The following is a 17348-nucleotide window of genomic DNA, read 5'->3' as shown; positions in this document are numbered from 1 at the left end:
ATAAATAAAAAATGAGGAGGAGAGGAATATGAGCATAAGTTTGGTAGTTATTATCGGTGTAGGTGTTGTTACTACTCTTTTGTTGAAAACCCGTAGAGTGGAAGCCCATTGTGACACGTTAGATGGTCCTGTAGTACAGGCAGCTCGAAAGGCTTTGGCCGATGGAAATGTTTTGCATGCATTGAAATGGGTTCGGCACGATGATGAAGAGGAAGTTCGAAAAGCCTTTGAACTTGCTCGGAAAGTCTCAACCTTGGGGATGGATGCTAAAGAGGTAGCTGAGAGATTTTTTTTCGAGACTTTAGTGAGAATTCATAGAGCTTCTGAGGGAGAACCATACGAAGGGTTAAAGTCAAGTGATACAGTTCCACCTGTGATTCGATTAGCAGATGAAGCCCTTGATACGGGAGATGTGTCTCAACTTTCAACACGTATGCCAGACCACGTGAAACGGGCTATAGAAGAAAAGTTTCATCGAGCGTGGGAGTTAAAAGGTCACGCTGAAAATTCTCTAGAAGCTGGCCGTGAGTTTGTAGAGGCATATATAACGTTTATTCACTATGTGGAGGGTATACATGCCCTCACTATGGGAGTTCACCCTCATAAACATCTCAGATGAAGAAACGATCTTTATGAGGTGAGAAGAGACATACAATAAAGATGATAACGCGCAATGTAAGGCATATATTGGGAGGATGAAATATGATTGCTGAATTGTTTGACGTATTCTTTTTGGATCTTGACGGAGTCGTTTATATTAGTAGAGAACCGACATATGGTGCCATAGAAGCCCTAGATAGGTTAAGAAAAATAGGCAAGTCTGTTCGATTCCTGACGAACAATCCCACGGGGAGAAACTTTATCGCTCAACGTTTGAACAGAATGGGTATTGAGGCTGATGAGAGAGAAATAGTGACTTCTGGTTGGGCTACTGCACGTTTTTTAGCAAAGAAGGGAGTTTCTAAAGTATGGGTATTAGGCGATGAGCCTTTAAAAAAGGAGATAGAACAGGCAGGAATAAGCATAGTGGATCAATTACCTTGTGACGCAGTTGTGACTGGTTGGGGAGACGCTATTACGTTGAGGGAATTAAGGAGGGCAGCTCTTGCTATTCGTAACGGCGCTCTTTTTGTGGCTACTAATGTAGATAAAACATTTCCCTCTGCGTATGGTCCTCTTGCGGCTGTAGGAGCTGTGGTAGAAGCATTACGAGTCGCTTGTGGACAAAATCCTGTTGTCATTGGTAAACCTTATCCGCCTATGTTTTACGAAGCGATGCAGACGGTATCTTCTGATCGAGTTGTGATGATAGGAGATAGCCCTGAAGTAGACATTTTAGGGGCTCATCAAGCTGGAATTTCTGCTATTCTTATGGGGGATCACATGCCTTTCCCCTTTGAAAAAGACTTTAGAAATGCTGATGCTCGTATTCACTCTCTTATAGATCTTTTTAACCCTCAGGTGCTTATAAAAAAGTGGTCTTTACCTTCTTTTCCTTGGCCAGAAAAAGTGGAACCAGGAGTAGCAGGCATAGTTTTTGATGATCAAGGACGAGTTCTTTTAATGAGAAGAGCTGATAATGAACTATGGGGCATTCCTTCAGGACATGTAGAACCCGCAGAAAGGGTGGACCAGGCCATTGTTCGAGAAATATTGGAAGAGACAGGGCTGAGGGTGCGAGTAAAGCGGCTTATTGGTGTTTATTCAGATCCTTTCTCACAAATTATATGCTATCCAAATAAGTGTACGTCTCACTTTATAACCATCTGTTTTGAGTGTGAATTAATAGGGGGGCACATAAAAAGAAGAGGGGTTGAAACTCTAGATGTAAACTTTTTTAGCCCTCAGGAATTGCCTTCAGATTTAATGCCGATGCACCCCCAGTGGTTAAAAGATGCCTTAATAAAAAGTAGAAATTCTTTTATTCGCTAAAACTAAAAAGTTTTAAAGCGGGGGACCGTTGGTGGTTCTTTCGTATAGTACGAAAGACCTCTTTACGTAAAAGAGGATAGGAAGAGGAGGGGCAGAGATGGTTATACGAGAAGCGGTGACTCAGGATCTTGGCCGGATATTGGATCTTTTAAAAGAGCTGGATTCCGAATCTTACATATCCTTTGAAGAAGCAAAACATATTTGGTACAAAATGGAACAGTACTCTTATTACAAGTTTTTTGTTGCTCTTGATGATCATAAGTATGTAGTCGGTGTTTTTAGTCTCTTAGTAGCAGAGAATTTAGGACATAGCGGATCGCCTTTTGCTGTAGTTGGAAATGTAGTGGTAGATAAAGATTATCGTCATAGAGGGATCGGTACTATGATTATGAAAAGAGCCATGGAATTGGCTATGGAAAAGGGATGTTATAAGTTAACTCTTTCTAGCAATATCAAGAGAGAAGAAGCTCACGACCTTTACCGGAAGTTGGGTTTTCAGGAACATGGCCTCAGCTTTTATATAGAATTGCCTCGGTAGCGTATACGCCGTCTGGTTGAGTGCGCCCCTTCATGCGAGGTACCAGATGCCAGACGGCGTATCAAAAGTTAGATATATTTAGGTAGAGATTCGAATAGTGTCTCTATAGTAGTTAATTTTTCAGCCTCGTATAAACCGCTGGCAATGGAAAGGTCGGTAGTAATGCCCTTCTCTATAAGAGGCGCAAAGAGGTTGGCTCCGCCATAAATGACCATGAATCCTTTATTCCGATCCCTTGAGCTAATGCGATATGAGGGAGGGATAAGTCCGCTATGGTAAAGAAGGCCTGAGAAAATAGAAGGGTCAAGATCTTCCAGTGCAGCTTGAAGCTCTTTATACAAAAAAGACGGAAATGTTTTAATTGCGGCGGTTACCAGACCATTCCCTTTTTCTGTCAATTGGCTTACAGATGTGTATTTCCCGCGGATAAGTATTTCCCCAGGGCTCAGGGTTGTTCCTGTATGCGATATAATTTCGGTAAAGCCACGAGGGGATTGATTTTCAAGACGATATAAACCTGTGGCCGTCGTTTCAATATAAATGCCCATTTTTTGAAGGATAATGTCGTAGTTTCTGGAAGAGACACATACGAGTCCAACATAATCTTGAGAAATATCACAATTCCAAATTTGCCTTGGCTCTGCAATAAGCCCAACGAGCGGCGAAACAAAAACATCGTTTTTTATAACTTTTCGAAGTTCTGTCAAGGCTTTTTTTACTTTATTTTGTTCCAAAAGCAGACAATTCACTACGATACGTCCCTTCTTTTTCTTTTTATCGTAAGAATATTGAGAAGAGAGCTTTTCTGTCTCGAAAGAAGGAGTCCCAATCCTATCGAAAACAAAGAGCATCTTCGCTTCCTTTGTCCCCTTTTCAGTAAGTAAAGCGCCTCTATTTCCTTTCCGTTTTATCAGTTCATCGTCTTCCATATTGGAAAGATGATAGCGAACAGTTCTAGAGTCGAGCTCAAATCCTCGTTCTTCCAATTGAGAACGGATAACGCTGGATGGTTGAAGTCCCTCTGAAAAATAGAGGATTCTAAGAATTTCTATTACTGTAGATGGATACCTTTCATTGGAAATCATGAAAAAAACTCCTTCCATAAAATGTTTATATTTATAATTATACGTTTAAAAGGTTTAAAAATTTTCGGAAGCGTTTGTCCGATAGATAAATAGAAATAGCATATAATATTTCTATTTATTTTGTTTATAGCGTAATAAAACCTTTTAAAGAGGTTTTTAAAAGGTTTTATAGGGTGTTTTATTCAAATAATACTAGATTGACAAAATCGTATTAATATATTAACCTATAACAAAACGGAAATCAATTTCCGAAAAAAGAGGAGGGAATGTTGTGGAGAAATGTTCACTTCTCGTGTCTACTGGTAACTTAGGAGACAACATTATTGAGGAGGAATCTTTTTACGAAGGGGTGAAACATCATATTGATTGTTTTGCCGCTGATGCTGGAACTGCTGATGCCGGACCTACTTTTTTAGGAGCGGATAAACCGCATAATCCAATTGAGTGGGAAAGACATGACCTTGAAGTTATGCTTGTGGAGTCTAGGAAGAAAAACGTACCAATGATTGTAGGGTCATGCAGTACTACAGGAACTGATCGGACTGTAGATTTGTATGGAAACCTTATTCGTGACATTGCGAAGGACCACAGCTTAAAACCTTTCAAAATGGCTCTCATTTATTCCCAAGTTGATAAGGAAGAGCTTTTAAGACGAGTTGAACGAGGCGAAACAGAACCCCTTGAAGCAGATTTTCCCCTTACAAAAGAAGTTATCGATCAAACAACAAACGTGACTGCTAGTATGGGGGTCGAACAGTTTCTTTATGCCTTGGAACAGGGCGCAGATGTGATTATTGCAGGACGAGCCTGTGATGACGCTGTATTGGCCGCATATCCTATTTTTAAGGGGTTTCATAAGGGAATTAGCCTTCATATGGGGAAAGCAGCAGAATGTGCCTCTCTAGTCTGTTGGCCTCAAATGGTAAAAGAATCTATTATTGCTACCGTTCATCATGACCATTTCACTATTGAACCTATGCACCCGAAACAAAGAGCGACCCCTCATAGTCTTGCGGCTCACTCTATGTACGAACGTACCAATCCTTTTGTACAAGGATTACCCGGTGGAATTCTCGATATGCATGAGAGCGTATATGAAACTGTGACAGATAGAATCGCTAAGGTTTCTGGAAGCACGTTTGCTCCATCTCCTGATGGCTCCTATAAGGTGAAACTAGAGGGAGCTGGAGAGGCTGGACATAGGGTGTATCACTTTGTTGGTATTCGCGATCCTCGAGCTATAGAACATATTGATATGATCATAGAAGATACGAGAAAAAAAGTTTCTCATATTATCGGCCCATCTAGAGATAAGGATTATCAGCTGTTCTTCCACGTCTTTGGTCGTAATGCGGTAATGAAAGAATATGAGCCTGTGATAAAAACCCAGTCCCATGAATTGGGAGTTTTTATTGAAGTTATTTCTCAGGATTTAGAACTGGCTACTACAGTAGCTAAGTGTGCTAAATTCCGTTTCTTTTACATGAGTTACCCTGGACAGATGAATTCTTCCGGTGGCTCTGTAGCCCTTCTTACCGATGAACCTCTCTTCCCTCAAAATAAGTGTTATCGCTGGACTATTGATCATCTTTTAGCTCTGGAAGATCCCCTTGATAACAAAATTTTCCGTTATCACTTTGAGATGGTGGGAAAAAACAAATGATAGGCGATATTGCCTTGGATCAGACCTATCTTTCCCAACTGAGCCGGTTTTATGTAGAAAAAGGGAAACATTGTATGACTCCTGAGGTAATAAATAAGGCTCGGCGTGTACTTGTGGATTTTCTCTCTGAAGTTGCCGTGGGATTTCAGACGGGTACTTTTCAGTCACAGTGTGCATCGTATCTCCACCATATAGGTGGAGCGAGGGAAGCTACTATCCTTTGCCACGGGAATCAAGTCCCAGCTATGCATGCAGCTTTAGCTTTGGGTGTGTTAGGTCATTCCATAGAGCTAGATGATGGGCATAGGTGGGGAACGTGCCATCCAGCAGTAGCCATAATTCCTGCAGTTCTCGCCATGTCTGAAAGAGATAACGCTTCCTTTACGAAGCTTCTAGAGGCTATCATTATTGGTTACGATGTGATGCTGAGAGCAGCAAGAGCTATTAATCCTTCTCATCTCAAGCGAGGGTTTCACTCTACAGGTACATGTGGTGCCCTCGGAGCAGCAGCCGCATGCGCATACCTTAAAAATTTCGATGCCCAACGTTTTGCTTACTCCGTATCTCTTGGAGGATTACAGAGTGCTGGCTTACAAGAAATGCTTCACGATCATCCCGGTATAAAACCTCTTCAGCCAGGGAAAGCTGCTTTGGGCGGAGTATTAGCAGCAGATTTAGTAGATCGAGGTGCCAAAGGTCCTCGCACTCTTTTTGAAGGCGAGCATGGGTGGTTAAAAGCCATGTGTAACAACGAGTTTTCAGAAGAGGCTCTTCTGGGAGCTTTAGGGAAACGATGGGAAATTATGTACACCTATACGAAGCTCTATCCCACGTGCCGTCATTGTCACGCAGCTGTAGATCTTGCTAGAGAAGGGAAGAAAAGACTGGGGTTGTCCGTTGAAGACGTAAAGTCTATTCATGTTAAAACCTATGCTTTAGGTATTGCTGAAGTGGGAAAGATTTTTGTTCCTCATACGTTTGAAGAAGCCATGTTTAGCCTTCCTTTCTCCGTGGCTATAGCTCTTGAGCGTGGAAATGTAACGTTGCAAGATTATGATGCAAAAACATTGGCTGATCCTGTTTTGAGAGAAACAGCTCTTAAAGTGCGCATAGAAGAAGATGAAGAGATGAATCGAATCTATCCAGAAGAACGAGGAGCATGGATAAACATTACTCTTCATGATGGTCGACAGTTTGAAAAAGGGATTCCAGTAGCTAAGGGCGAACCTGAAAATCCAGTTACAGATGAAGATTTAGTGGAAAAACTGGCCGGTATGGTAGGTCCCTACTATCCCCAAGAGTTTTTTAATGGGCTATGGGAGCTTTGTGTGAAAAAGCCCCAGGACGAAGTCTCCTATGGGGAAATAGTTAACCACTTCGGGAGGTTTCACTCATGAAAACAAAAAATATATGTAATTTGGCACGAACGGTGAGGAGCAAGAATGCCGGGAGTTTCATGATTACCCTGGAAATTATTTTTGACGACCGTTCAGTATATGAAAAAGTGAAAAAAAGTGGAGTTATTACTCAGGAAGCTATAGCTCAGGCTTATGATATCCCAAAAGACAAAGTTTTAGACTTCATGTTCTTTGATCCGGGTATGGGGATCAAGGCCAATATACGAAGATCTATAGCGAGCGGCGGGCCCAGTGAAACGGATGTATACGGTTGTCAGCAATACGCCCCGCTTTTCTCTTTGGAGGTTCCATGGGATGGAGAGTAAGACTACTCTTTCCAGAGAACTTGCGAAGTTTGCTATAACGGCTTCTTACGGTGATCTTCCAGAAGCCGTTATTCACCAGGCTAAACGATGTCTCTTAGATACGATTGGGGTCATTATTGCTGGGGCGGCCTTAGCTGATTCAGCAAAAGTTATTCAAGACTTTGTTAAAGAACATGGAACAGCAGGAAATGCCACAGTAATTGGGGCATCTCAAAAATTGGAGGCATCTTATGCAGCTTTGGCTAATGGGGTTGCAGCTCATGCTCTTGAACTTGACGACGGATCTAAATATGCTACCTATCACCCAGGGGCTTCTATGATCCCCACTGCTTTAGCATTGGGGGAACAATGTAATGCTAGCCTTGCAAATATTCTGTTAGCCCTGGCTTTAGGGTACGAGGTCTCTTTACGTATAGGAACGTCCGTAAACCCTTCTCATTATTTAAAGGGTTTTCATCCGACAGGAACTGTGGGAACCTTTGGAACTACAGTGGTAAGCTCTAAGCTGTTGGGGCTCTCTCTTGAAGAGTTAATTTCTGCAATGGGGATTGTGGGAAGTTTGGCTTCTGGCATTAACCAATACGAAATTGACGGATCTTTTGTAAAACACCTTCATCCTGGAAATGCTGCGAGGAATGGAATTTTCGCAGCATATCTGGCCCGAAAAGGCTTTACAGGCCCTCAAGAAATTCTAGAAGGGCGTTTAGGGTTTGCCCATTGTTTCTCTCATGCCTTTACCCCTGAAATAGTAGATCGAAATTTAGGAAAAGAGTGGGAATTCCAGAAAATTTATTTCAAGCCTTATTGTTCCTGTCGTTACGTCCATTATGCTGTCGAAGCCGTACAGAATATTCAGAATGAGCATGTTGTTACGCTCGAAGATATAGAGAGCATACGGGTTCGAACCCACCAAAATGCTAAACAGGGTTCCGATATCCCAGACTATCAGACAGTGCTTCACGCCCGGTTGAGCATACAGTATGGCATAGGTTCCATGTTAGTGAGGGGGAAAGCTGGGCTTCAGGAATATACGGAAGAAAACATTAAAGATGATCGTATCAAAGCTTTAGCCCAAAAAATAGTTATAGAGGAAGATCCTGTGATTCAAGCCTCTTATCCTGAAAAGCGCACCACTATCGTGGAAATCAGAAATAAAGACGGTCAAATATGGAGTTCCACTGTAGATTACGCCAAGGGAGACCCATTAAATCCCATGTCTGACGAAGATCTACGGGAAAAATTTAAAGAAGTTACACATAATATTTTTTCTGGTGAGAAAGCAGACAAGGTTATGAACTGGGTTATGAGTGGAGACCCAACAGAAAAACCAATAGTGGATCTTACCAAAATGCTGTCATATTAGGGAACCAGAAAAGGAGGAGAGCATTAGATGGCCACGGCAGACAGAATTAACGATAGTCTTTCTCAGTTTATAGTGAACCTTAAGTACGAGGATATCCCTCAAGAAGTTGTGTTCCATCTTAAAAACGTACTTCTTGATGCTTACGGTTGCGGGCTTTTCGGCTCCACTACGCCTTGGATGAAGATTTATAGAGATGTTCTTCTAGAGAGAACGGATAGACAGGAAGCCTCTATATGGGGGACCAGCCAAAAAACATCTGTAACAGCAGCTATGATGCTCAATGGCGCTGCTATCAACTCTTTCGAACTTGATGATACTCATACTGATGGCATTATACATGTTGCCACCGGAGTTCTTGGATGTATTACCGCTTTCGCGGAAACTTTAGGCAATGTTTCTGGCAAAGATTTTCTTACATCTGCTGTTCTAGCTTTTGAAGTTGCTTGTCGAATAGCTGCTCCTATTGGCACTGAATTGGCCCACCAAGGTTTTAATAATACGGGCTCATGTTGTCCTTTCGGTTCTGCCGCTGGGGTAGGCAAAATGTTGGGGCTCTCTAAAGAACAAATGGTTCATGCAATGGGAATTACAGGCAATTGGTCAAGTGGACTTCAGGCTGTTCAGTTCGCCTCTATGGCCAAACGAATTGTACCTTCTAAATCTTCTGAGGGAGCTATCTTGGGAGGTCTCCTTGCAAAAGAAGGTTTTACCGGTATTGAAGATGTTTTTGAAAATAAGTTTGGTGGATTCTATAATTGTTTCACAGATGATGTATACGATATAGAGCGTACAGCTGGGGAACTTGGCAGTCGTTGGGAGTTACTGGGTATTGGGCTGAAGTTTTACTCGACCTGCCGGAGCAAGCATACAACTATAGATGCCTTGCGAAAATTCAGAGCGGACCATCCTGAAATAAAACCTGAAGATATAAAGAAAATCAGGGTAGGAACCACGTCTATCACTCATAAATATTCTGTTCCTGCAGATGAGATAACGAGTGTTGTATCGGCACAGTTGAGCCATCCGTATGTGTGTGCTGTCACGCTTCTTGAAGGCAACGCCTTTGTAGAGCAGTTCACAGAAGAAAAAATACAGGATCCTAAAATTCTTGATTTAGCGAGAAAAGTGGAAGTTTATACCAATCCTGATATAGAGAATCTTCCTCGAGAGCTTCGTTATACCATTACCGTTGAGATTGATTTGAATAACGGTCAGACATTCCATCTAAAAAATGAGTATCCCAAGGGGCATCCGCTTAATCCTTTCTCGAAAGAAGAACTTCTTTGGAAATTTAATTCTCTGGCAGGTCGAGTATTTGAAGACGAAGAGCGAAGAAAGAAAATAGCTGACACTGTTTTGAATCTAGAAGAAGTAGAAAACATCAGACACCTCACCGCTTTGTTAAGAAGAGATACGTAATCGTAGCAGTGAAGGTGGAGGCATAAATATGACCAAAGGGAGAACTATTGTTGAAAAAATTATATCTTCTCATTGCGGTCAGGACGTGCGGGCGGGGGACTTTGCTATCGTGAACGTAGATATGGCTATGGCTCATGATAGCACGGCCCCTCGGGCCATACAGGCATTTCTCGAATATGGAGAGAATAAAATATGGGATCCATCGAGGTTCGTTCTTGTTCTTGATCATGCCGTACCTTGTCCCAATGAACAGGTAAGTTTTCTTCATGCGATGATGCGCCATTTTGCCGGAGAACAGGAAGTACGTCTTTTTGAAGGCGGAGAGGGAATATGCCATCAGCTTATGGTAGAGCAGGGCCTTGTTACTCCGGGGGAAATAGTGGTAGGTTGCGATTCTCATACCTGTACTTATGGTGCTTTGAATGCCATTGCGTTTGGAATAGGTTCTACAGATATGAGCGGAGTGATGCTCACAGGGCAGCTATGGATGAAGGTCCCTGAAACTCTCAAAATTTCTTATTATGGATCCATGGCTCAGGGGACGTACGCTAAAGATCTGATACTTTATACTATAGGCCAACTGGGGTCGGATGGAGCGGACTATCTGGCGCTCCATTTCGCGGGGGAAACTATTAATGCAATGGATGTTTCTCAAAGGCTCACCTTGTGCAATATGGCAATTGAGTGCGGGGCGAAAGTGGGGATTATGGAGTGTGACGAGAAAACAGAAGCATACTTGGCAGAAAGAACTCAAAAAAACTATTCTCCTGTCTTCGATGATGATAATGTTGAGTATAAAAATACTATAGAAATAGCGGCAGACTCTATTGTTCCTCAGATGGCATCTCCACATGCGGTTGATAACGTATGCCCCGTAGAAGAACTTGCGGGAACGGAAATCCATCAAGTTTTTGTAGGTACGTGTACGAACGGTAGATTAGAAGATCTTAGAATTGCTGCGGCTATATTGAGAGATAAAAAAGTACATCCTCGTTGTCGCTTACTTGTAGCGCCAGCATCCCGCCATGTTTTAGTTTCAGCCTTGCAGGAAGGGATTATAGAAACTCTTGTTCAGGCTGGCGCCATTATTATTCCTCCAGGGTGTGGCCCGTGTCCTGGCACTCATTTAGGAGTTCCTAGCGATGGAGAAGTGGTACTCTCCACAGCTAACAGAAATTTTAAGGGCCGTATGGGGAATAATAAAGCTAATATTTATCTGGCCTCCCCTGCTACTTGTGCTGCCTCGGCGGTAAAGGGACGTATTACTGACCCTCGACAGTTTTTAGAATGAATGAGGAGGGGGGAATTTATGGCTCAAGGAAAAGCTCATAAATTTGATGACAATATAAATACAGATTACATTATAGCTGGGAAGTATACAAAAACTCTCGATTACAATTTTTTAGCAGAGCATGTCTTTGAAGATATTTCGCCGGGATTTTATAAGAAAATGGAGCCAGGGGATTACGTGGTGGCAGGCTGGAATTTTGGTTGTGGCTCTTCACGGGAACAGGCTGTCCTTGCTCTGAAGTATGCAAAAGTTGGTGCCATTTTAGCGAAATCTTTTGCGCGTATATTTTTTAGAAATGCTATTAATTTAGGTGTTCCAGCTCTTATTTGTAATACAGATAAGATACAAGATCAAGATTTATTGGAAATAGACTTATCCTCACAGAAAATTTATAACCTCACAACAAACCAACAAATCCATATGGGACCTCTTCCAGAAATAATGATTAGCATTCTTTCTGAAGGAGGCCTAACGCCCTATCTGAAAAAGAACAAAACCTTTACGTTACCTATAGCGAAGTGAAAGCAGAACCTTAAAAAGGGGGGATGAAAGGCTACTCGTTACTAAAAAATAAAAAAGGCCCGGGCTTTTCCTTAGATCGTATTTAGGAGAACAAGATCTTTGGAATGAAACGACCAAAGTAAAAAAAGGGGGAACCACAATGCAGAAAAATTGGAAAGTGTTATTTGTTTTATGTCTGCTGGTGATCTTCTCTTTCGGGATCGTTGGCGCAGGATATGGGAGCGAGGCCAGTTTGAACATGGGAAGTACCTCTTCTGCCTCTGGTGTTTACGCATGGTGCGTAGCTACTGCCAACGTAATTAATAAGGCCAATGTAGGGCTTAACGTAACGGTAGTTGAGAGTGGTGCCGGTATAGATAATCTTAAAAAAGTACGCGATGGAGTCTTTGACTTTGCTCTCTGTATCGATTTGCCATCTACTCTTCAGCTTTATGAAGGCAAGGGAGCTTTCGAAGGTGAAAAACCTTATACAAACGTTCGATGGCTCTTTTTGAGAAATGTATTTGCCGATCGTCTCTATGTAAGAAAAGATGCCGGCATAAAATCTTTTGGGGATTTTGCAGGGAAGAGATTTTGTCCAGGCATCCCAGGATCTGCTTCTGCTTCTTACATTATGCAGTATAACGATATTTTGGGAACGAAAATTAATCTTATGCCCATGGCGTATGGAGACGCAGTAAATGCGCTGAAAGAAGGGCGTATAGTGGGGCTTCAGAAATCCAGTGGGTTAAATTCTATGGATGCTTCCCTGATAGAAGTCAATATTACGAACCCATTAACAGTTATTGGATATTCAGAAGAAGATGTGAAAAAAATACGGGAAAAGATTCCTAGCATGAGCTTTTTAAAGACCGAAAAAGGAACTATCTCTCAACTTCCCGATGTAGGCCCTATATGGGAAGAGTGTCCTATAGCAGGGGCTGTAGCTACTGCGGATATGTCTGAAGAGGTGGCTTATAACATTATTAAATCCTATATGGAAGGTTTTGAAGAAGTGGCGGCAGCTTACTCTCCTGTAAAAGGATGGGATCCTGTGGCAGACTACTTTAAATATGCGCCAGAGGATGCTTTTATTCCTGCCCATGCCGGACTCATTCGTTATGCGAAAGAGAAAGGCATAGAAGTGCCAGAATATTTTATTCCACCAGAGTATAAGTAAAAAATCCTATAGTAAAAATGGAGGTAGGATTTCTTCCTACCTCCCGCACCCTCGAAAAGAGTAAGTCAACAAGGGGGGTAGAACAGGGTGGATTTACAAAACTTTTTCAAAAAACATGTAGATAAGATTTTGTTCTGGAGCGGTATTATTTTTTCTCTCACACAATTGATCGTTCCCATGTTTTTCCAGCACTTACTCGATATACAAGTGAGGGCTCTTCATGTTGCCCTTGGGGTTTCCATAGCGTTACTCAACTGCCCTTTCCGTCAAGGAGAGGAGAACAATAATGATCGTTCATATCTTTGGGATATATTCCTTATCGCAATTATTGCTATTGCATGTATAAATGCCATAAGTAAAGCTCTTGGAATTTACATGAATCCTGGCGGGGCCACAACGTTCGATCTTGTTTTAGGAACAGCACTTATGATTATTGTTTTAGAAGCTGCCCGTCGAACTGTAGGACCAGCTATTCCTATTATTGTCACTTTGCTTTTCCTCTATATATACGTAGCTCCTCATTTAGGAGGAATTTGGAAGATACGAGGATTGTCCTTTGAGTTTATTATGAACTCTATATATTTTTCTCCCCTCGGGTTGTTCGGTAGTGTCACCGGTATGTCCGCTACCTTTATAGCTATGTTTATTATCTTCGGATCATTACTGTCTGCTACAGGAGGAGGTAAAACCTTTATTGATTTAGCGCTAGCTCTTACAGGTCGTTTTGTTGGAGGACCGGCGAAGGCGGCGGTAGTCTCAAGTGCCCTCTTTGGAAGCATTTCGGGCAGTTCTGTAGCAAATGTTATGGTTACAGGAAGCTATACTATTCCGCTTATGAAGCGCCTTGGATATCGCCCTGAATTTGCAGGAGCGGTAGAAGCCATAGCCTCTTCCGGAGGAGGCATTACTCCTCCAATTATGAGTATTACGGCTTTTATGATGGCTGAATTCCTGAATATCTCTTATATGAAGATCATAGGTTACGCCATACTACCATGCTTCCTCTTTTATACGGGGGTATTCAGCGGTGTTCATTTTCAGACGAAGCGGAGGGGGCTCTCTGCCGTCCCTGAAGAGGAGATTCCTAAGTGGAAAGATATACTTACTTTTGAGCGGATGGCGGGACTTATTATCCCCACCGTTATTCTTCTTTATCTTATAACAGTGGGACAGCCTCTTCTTAAGGCAGGTTTTTACGCGAGTATCTCTACCATAATAATATTGGCCATATGTGATTTTACGAAAGGGAAAATCAAAGAAACACCCCAAAAAATTTTATCGGCGCTTGCTGAGGGAGGAGCCGATGTAGCAAGAATTGTTCCAATTCTTGTTTCCGTCAGTGTGTTGGTGAACCTCATTGGAATTACGGGCATAGCTCCTAAAATAAGTGGATTGATATTAAGGCACGGAGGATCCAATGTTTTTATAGCCCTTCTTGTTGCCACAATTGTTCCGTTTATTTTAGGCACATCTCTACCAGTAGTCCCCACTTACGTCCTTTCTGTCTCTATTCTCGTTCCTCCGTTGTTGAAAATTGGCATTGACGAGGTTGCAGCTCATCTCTTCTTTATTTATTGGGCGATCTTAGGAGGGGTAACTCCTCCTACCTGTACCGCAGCTGTTGCTGCAGCCAGTATTTCTAAGGGAGACTGGGTAAAGACTGGGCTTAATGCCATTAAACTTGGAGCTGTAGCGTTTATACTGCCTTATTTTTTTGCCCTCAATCCATCTCTTGTGGGCAGAGGACCGCTCCCTTCTATTTTATGTCATGGAGTTACTGGTTTTGTGGGTTCTATAGCAATAGCGTATGGTTTTTTCGGGTTTGGAAAGGGCGTTGCGGCTTTAATGAGCCGAGTTCTTTTTTTAGTAGGTGGTATTTTGCTCCTATTTCCGAACGTTGGAGTTTCTATAGCCGGTGGAATAGCCGTGGTTGTGGCTTTTGTATGGAACAGGGCACTTTTAAAGCGAGAACGTATTCTTGTTGATGGGGGAATTAACATTGAGAAAAACAACCAGTCTTAAAAAAATGATTTTTGAAAGAAGAGCACTTGTTTGTCCAGGAGCCCATGATGCCATTTCTGCAAAGCTCATAGAAAAGGCTGGTTTTGAAGCTCTTCAGGTGAGTGGTTTTGGGCTATCTGCCACGTGGCTTGGTTTGCCTGATATGGCATTTCTTTCTTTCGGGGAAATGTTGAGTTTTACCAAAAATATAGTGAATGCAGTGAATATACCTGTCATGGCTGATGCCGATACGGGGTTTGGAAGTAGTATTAACGCCATGTACGTGACGAAAGAATTGATCCGTATTGGTGCTGCTGGTATGAATATTGAAGATCAACTTTTCCCTAAGCGATGTGGGCACCTTGAAGGGAAACAGATTATTTCTAAGGAAGAAATGGTTCTGAAGATCGAAGCTTGTGTCGCTGCGAAAAATGAACTGGATCCCGACTTTGTTATTAATGCTCGTACAGATGCTATTGCTGTAGCTGGAGTTGATGAGGCTATAAAAAGAGCTAATGTTTATGCAGATGCAGGAGCTGATTTAATTTTTGTTGAGGCTCCACAATCAAAAGAGCAAATTCAAAAAATTATTGATGAAGTAAAAGCTCCAATTAGTATCAACTTATTCGATGCAGTGAGTGGCGGGAAAACCCCTCTTATCCCCATTGAAACTTTGAAAAAGATGCAAGTCGGTCGGGTCAGTATTCCTGTTGGTCCGTTATTTGCAGCTATTAAGGGAATGACAACATACCTTGAAGCGATAAGCGGGGATAAAATAGCAGAAGGGCGAAATGATTTAGTGGCACCCTTTAAAGATTTTAAAGAACTCGTAGGTTTTAATATTTTCAGAGAGTTGGAAAATCAGTACTTGCCTCAATCCTAACAAGATTTTATAGAGTGGAATGTGCACGTTGTACTAAGTGTATGTAGCAAGTAGAAGAAAGAGTTTTTGGGGTGCTCTATTTTTTTAAGAATGGAGGAGGTAAAAACTCCTCCATTCTTATCAAAAGGAGGCATTAAAATGAAGCGTTTAATAGTGTTAATGACGGCTATAACGGTTCTTTTTAGTACTTCTGTTTTTGCTGCAGCCCCTTCAGGTGAAGTGATTTTTTTGCAAGGATCAGCAGCTGAAGTAGGGGCAATGTGGGGAGAAGTCAACCGAGATTCTATTTTAAAGGCATACAATACATTTATGTCACGAGCTGAGGGTAAAGAAGACCAGCTAAGGCAATTCGCGAAGCTTTCAATAGATCTTTCCAAGAAGATTAATTGTTCTTATTGGATCGATGAACTTAACGCTATTGCTGATAAGGTTGGAATAGACCGGGAGCTTTACATTGCTTTCACTTTTGGAAGATACAGGGATTTAGCCCTTCTTTATGAAGGAGTAGGATGTACTTCATTTGCAGTTGCTCCACCGGCAACAAGGGATGGACAGATTATTTTTCATAAAACGAGGGAAACCGCTGTAGATCTACAATCAGCCTATCTTAAGAAAATAACAAAAGTGCCTCCAGGTGATAAAAAACCTTATAAGTTTTTCGGAGAAATGGGTACTGCAGATACAGGAGTGTCGTTTTTTGTTAACGAGAAAGGTCTTGCAGGAGGCGCAGATGTCCCAGCACAGTGGCAACATAAAGAATGTTATGTTGGTCCTTACGAGGGAGAGCTACCCTACGTAGATCCTCCTAAATATGACGGATTTATGAATCACTACATTCCCCGTTATATCGCTGAGCACTGTAAAAACATTGACGAAGCAAAAGAAGTTCTCCATTCTTTTGCAGAGAAGGGATATATTGCCAGTGGAAAGTTAGGGACTAATTATTTGTTTGTTGATGCAAGAGGGAAAATTCTTCAGATAGCGGATAATTGCTATAAGATTATAGAAGAAAGAGAGAGCCCTCCTCTTGTATATGCAGGGGATGAATATGAGGGGATATATTTCACTGTCTCTAGGGAAAATGATTATGGTTCGCCTGAAGATGCCCTTGTCACAAACTATGGGAATATAACTATTGAATTAGTTAATTCACCCAAGGTTTCAAAACACTCTGCCTTGTGGAATTTTGCCCGAGCACAGTCGAGCGCCACGATTTTAATTGATCCCGAAAACCCAGAAGCTTTGACGACTATTTTTGTAACATTACCAGCCTACGGATATTCTATTCCTTTCCTGATGGGGGCAAACGCTACACCTAAAGCTCTCGTTGATGGAACAGTTTATGAAGCTCAAAGGGGAAGCTTTAAATATAACGAATTCTACGAGGCTGGGGTCAATGACGAATGGAGAAAATTTATTTATACCGTGAGGGAAAAAGTCAAAAAGGGAGAAGATGCAACAAAAGATATGAATGATAACTTTCTTCAAATGGTCAACTTGGTGCTCTCTATGAACCAATAATGGTACCAGATCTTGAAAATGAGCTCGTTGCACTAGGTGTATGTAACCGCCGTCTGTCATTATGATTAAGTATCTCCTTTATTGACTTTGCTTCTTATCTTACTGTATAATTCCACAAAATGGTGAACAGGCGGCCTTTATATAATAAAAGGTGCAGCTGGGCCTTCATGAGGCAGCGGGAACATTTATTCCCCCGCGGGACGTAGATATAGATCTTATGTCCTAGCGGGGGTTTTTCGTATGCTGAC

Annotated in this window: 15 protein-coding genes and 1 riboswitch; of the genes, 14 read left to right on the top strand and 1 reads right to left on the bottom strand. The window is 41.9% G+C overall.

Translation table 11 applies throughout. From position 1 onward, the window contains the following. The first annotated feature begins 28 nt into the window (after nt 1-28). The 3 genes from B3L97_RS03455 to B3L97_RS03445 all read left to right on the top strand — a co-directional run bounded on the left by B3L97_RS03455 (nt 29) and on the right by B3L97_RS03445 (nt 2470). A complete protein-coding gene (locus tag B3L97_RS03455) occupies nt 29-619 on the top strand; it encodes a DUF6448 family protein (protein WP_024822696.1) in 591 nt (196 codons plus the stop codon). A gap of 83 nt (nt 620-702) precedes the next feature. Beyond that, a complete protein-coding gene (locus B3L97_RS03450) occupies nt 703-1932 on the top strand; it encodes an HAD-IIA family hydrolase (protein ID WP_024822695.1) in 1230 nt (409 codons plus the stop codon). A gap of 97 nt (nt 1933-2029) precedes the next feature. Further along, nucleotides 2030-2470: a GNAT family N-acetyltransferase gene (locus B3L97_RS03445; protein WP_024822694.1), complete on the top strand. Its 441-nt coding sequence runs from the start codon at nt 2030-2032 to the stop codon at nt 2468-2470. Between the two features lie 68 nt (nt 2471-2538). Here B3L97_RS03445 and B3L97_RS03440 read toward each other — a convergent pair whose 3' ends face one another. After that, nucleotides 2539-3555: a DUF128 domain-containing protein gene (locus tag B3L97_RS03440; protein WP_024822693.1), complete on the bottom strand. Its 1017-nt coding sequence runs from the start codon at nt 3553-3555 to the stop codon at nt 2539-2541. Nucleotides 3556-3826: 271 nt separating this feature from the next. Between B3L97_RS03440 and B3L97_RS03435 the strand changes: the two genes are divergently transcribed. From B3L97_RS03435 to B3L97_RS03385, 11 genes are all read left to right on the top strand, one after another. Further along, entirely contained in the window at nt 3827-5218 is a 1392-nt protein-coding gene (locus B3L97_RS03435) for an acyclic terpene utilization AtuA family protein (protein WP_286934016.1), read from the top strand. After that, nucleotides 5215-6615: an MmgE/PrpD family protein gene (locus B3L97_RS03430; protein WP_024822691.1), complete on the top strand. Its 1401-nt coding sequence runs from the start codon at nt 5215-5217 to the stop codon at nt 6613-6615. Before B3L97_RS03435 ends, B3L97_RS03430 begins: the two co-directional genes overlap by 4 nt. Then, nucleotides 6612-6941: a DUF4387 domain-containing protein gene (locus B3L97_RS03425; RefSeq protein WP_024822690.1), complete on the top strand. Its 330-nt coding sequence runs from the start codon at nt 6612-6614 to the stop codon at nt 6939-6941. Before B3L97_RS03430 ends, B3L97_RS03425 begins: the two co-directional genes overlap by 4 nt. Beyond that, nucleotides 6931-8304: an MmgE/PrpD family protein gene (locus tag B3L97_RS03420; RefSeq protein WP_024822689.1), complete on the top strand. Its 1374-nt coding sequence runs from the start codon at nt 6931-6933 to the stop codon at nt 8302-8304. Before B3L97_RS03425 ends, B3L97_RS03420 begins: the two co-directional genes overlap by 11 nt. Nucleotides 8305-8331: 27 nt before the next feature. Further along, on the top strand, nt 8332-9723 hold the full coding sequence (locus B3L97_RS03415; protein WP_286934013.1) for an MmgE/PrpD family protein: 1392 nt from the start codon (nt 8332-8334) through the stop codon (nt 9721-9723). Nucleotides 9724-9751: 28 nt separating this feature from the next. Then, on the top strand, nt 9752-11014 hold the full coding sequence (locus B3L97_RS03410; protein ID WP_286934008.1) for a 3-isopropylmalate dehydratase large subunit: 1263 nt from the start codon (nt 9752-9754) through the stop codon (nt 11012-11014). Nucleotides 11015-11032: 18 nt separating this feature from the next. Beyond that, nucleotides 11033-11536, top strand: a complete 504-nt coding sequence (locus tag B3L97_RS03405) for a 3-isopropylmalate dehydratase small subunit (RefSeq protein WP_286934005.1) — start codon at nt 11033-11035, stop codon at nt 11534-11536. Between the two features lie 139 nt (nt 11537-11675). Then, nucleotides 11676-12695 carry a TAXI family TRAP transporter solute-binding subunit gene (locus B3L97_RS03400; RefSeq protein WP_286934001.1) on the top strand — a complete coding sequence of 340 codons (1020 nt, stop codon included), beginning with the start codon at nt 11676-11678 and terminating at the stop codon, nt 12693-12695. A gap of 87 nt (nt 12696-12782) precedes the next feature. Continuing rightward, nucleotides 12783-14717, top strand: coding sequence for a TRAP transporter permease (locus tag B3L97_RS03395; protein WP_286933995.1), 1935 nt, complete (start codon nt 12783-12785; stop codon nt 14715-14717). Then, the gene (locus B3L97_RS03390) at nt 14695-15579 is read left to right on the top strand and encodes an isocitrate lyase/PEP mutase family protein (protein WP_286933994.1); all 885 of its coding nucleotides are present in this window, start codon (nt 14695-14697) and stop codon (nt 15577-15579) included. The genes B3L97_RS03395 and B3L97_RS03390 overlap by 23 nt, the downstream gene beginning before the upstream one ends. Before the next feature lie 138 nt (nt 15580-15717). Further along, nucleotides 15718-17100 (top strand): carcinine hydrolase/isopenicillin-N N-acyltransferase family protein, encoded by a 1383-nt coding sequence (locus B3L97_RS03385; RefSeq protein WP_286933991.1) that lies wholly within the window; start codon nt 15718-15720, stop codon nt 17098-17100. Between the two features lie 112 nt (nt 17101-17212). After that, nucleotides 17213-17306: riboswitch (NiCo riboswitch) on the top strand. Nucleotides 17307-17348: the final 42 nt, after the last annotated feature.

It is taken from the genome of Aminobacterium sp. UBA4834, assembly GCF_002400205.1.
GTDB classification, from domain to species: Bacteria; Synergistota; Synergistia; order Synergistales; family Aminobacteriaceae; genus Aminobacterium; species Aminobacterium mobile.
The sequence above is the reverse complement of the archived record's forward strand: the minus strand, read 5'-3'. Positions and strand labels throughout refer to the sequence as shown.

What these genes read in the sequence shown, in the direction of transcription:
- B3L97_RS03455 (WP_024822696.1), top strand. Translation starts at nt 29, where the DNA reads ATGAGCATAAGTTTGGTAGTTATTATCGGTGTAGGTGTTGTTACTACT.
- B3L97_RS03450 (WP_024822695.1), top strand. Translation starts at nt 703, where the DNA reads ATGATTGCTGAATTGTTTGACGTATTCTTTTTGGATCTTGACGGAGTC.
- B3L97_RS03445 (WP_024822694.1), top strand. Translation starts at nt 2,030, where the DNA reads ATGGTTATACGAGAAGCGGTGACTCAGGATCTTGGCCGGATATTGGAT.
- B3L97_RS03440 (WP_024822693.1), bottom strand. Translation starts at nt 3,555, where the DNA reads ATGATTTCCAATGAAAGGTATCCATCTACAGTAATAGAAATTCTTAGA.
- B3L97_RS03430 (WP_024822691.1), top strand. Translation starts at nt 5,215, where the DNA reads ATGATAGGCGATATTGCCTTGGATCAGACCTATCTTTCCCAACTGAGC.
- B3L97_RS03425 (WP_024822690.1), top strand. Translation starts at nt 6,612, where the DNA reads ATGAAAACAAAAAATATATGTAATTTGGCACGAACGGTGAGGAGCAAG.
- B3L97_RS03420 (WP_024822689.1), top strand. Translation starts at nt 6,931, where the DNA reads ATGGAGAGTAAGACTACTCTTTCCAGAGAACTTGCGAAGTTTGCTATA.
- B3L97_RS03415 (WP_286934013.1), top strand. Translation starts at nt 8,332, where the DNA reads ATGGCCACGGCAGACAGAATTAACGATAGTCTTTCTCAGTTTATAGTG.
- B3L97_RS03410 (WP_286934008.1), top strand. Translation starts at nt 9,752, where the DNA reads ATGACCAAAGGGAGAACTATTGTTGAAAAAATTATATCTTCTCATTGC.
- B3L97_RS03405 (WP_286934005.1), top strand. Translation starts at nt 11,033, where the DNA reads ATGGCTCAAGGAAAAGCTCATAAATTTGATGACAATATAAATACAGAT.
- B3L97_RS03400 (WP_286934001.1), top strand. Translation starts at nt 11,676, where the DNA reads ATGCAGAAAAATTGGAAAGTGTTATTTGTTTTATGTCTGCTGGTGATC.
- B3L97_RS03385 (WP_286933991.1), top strand. Translation starts at nt 15,718, where the DNA reads ATGAAGCGTTTAATAGTGTTAATGACGGCTATAACGGTTCTTTTTAGT.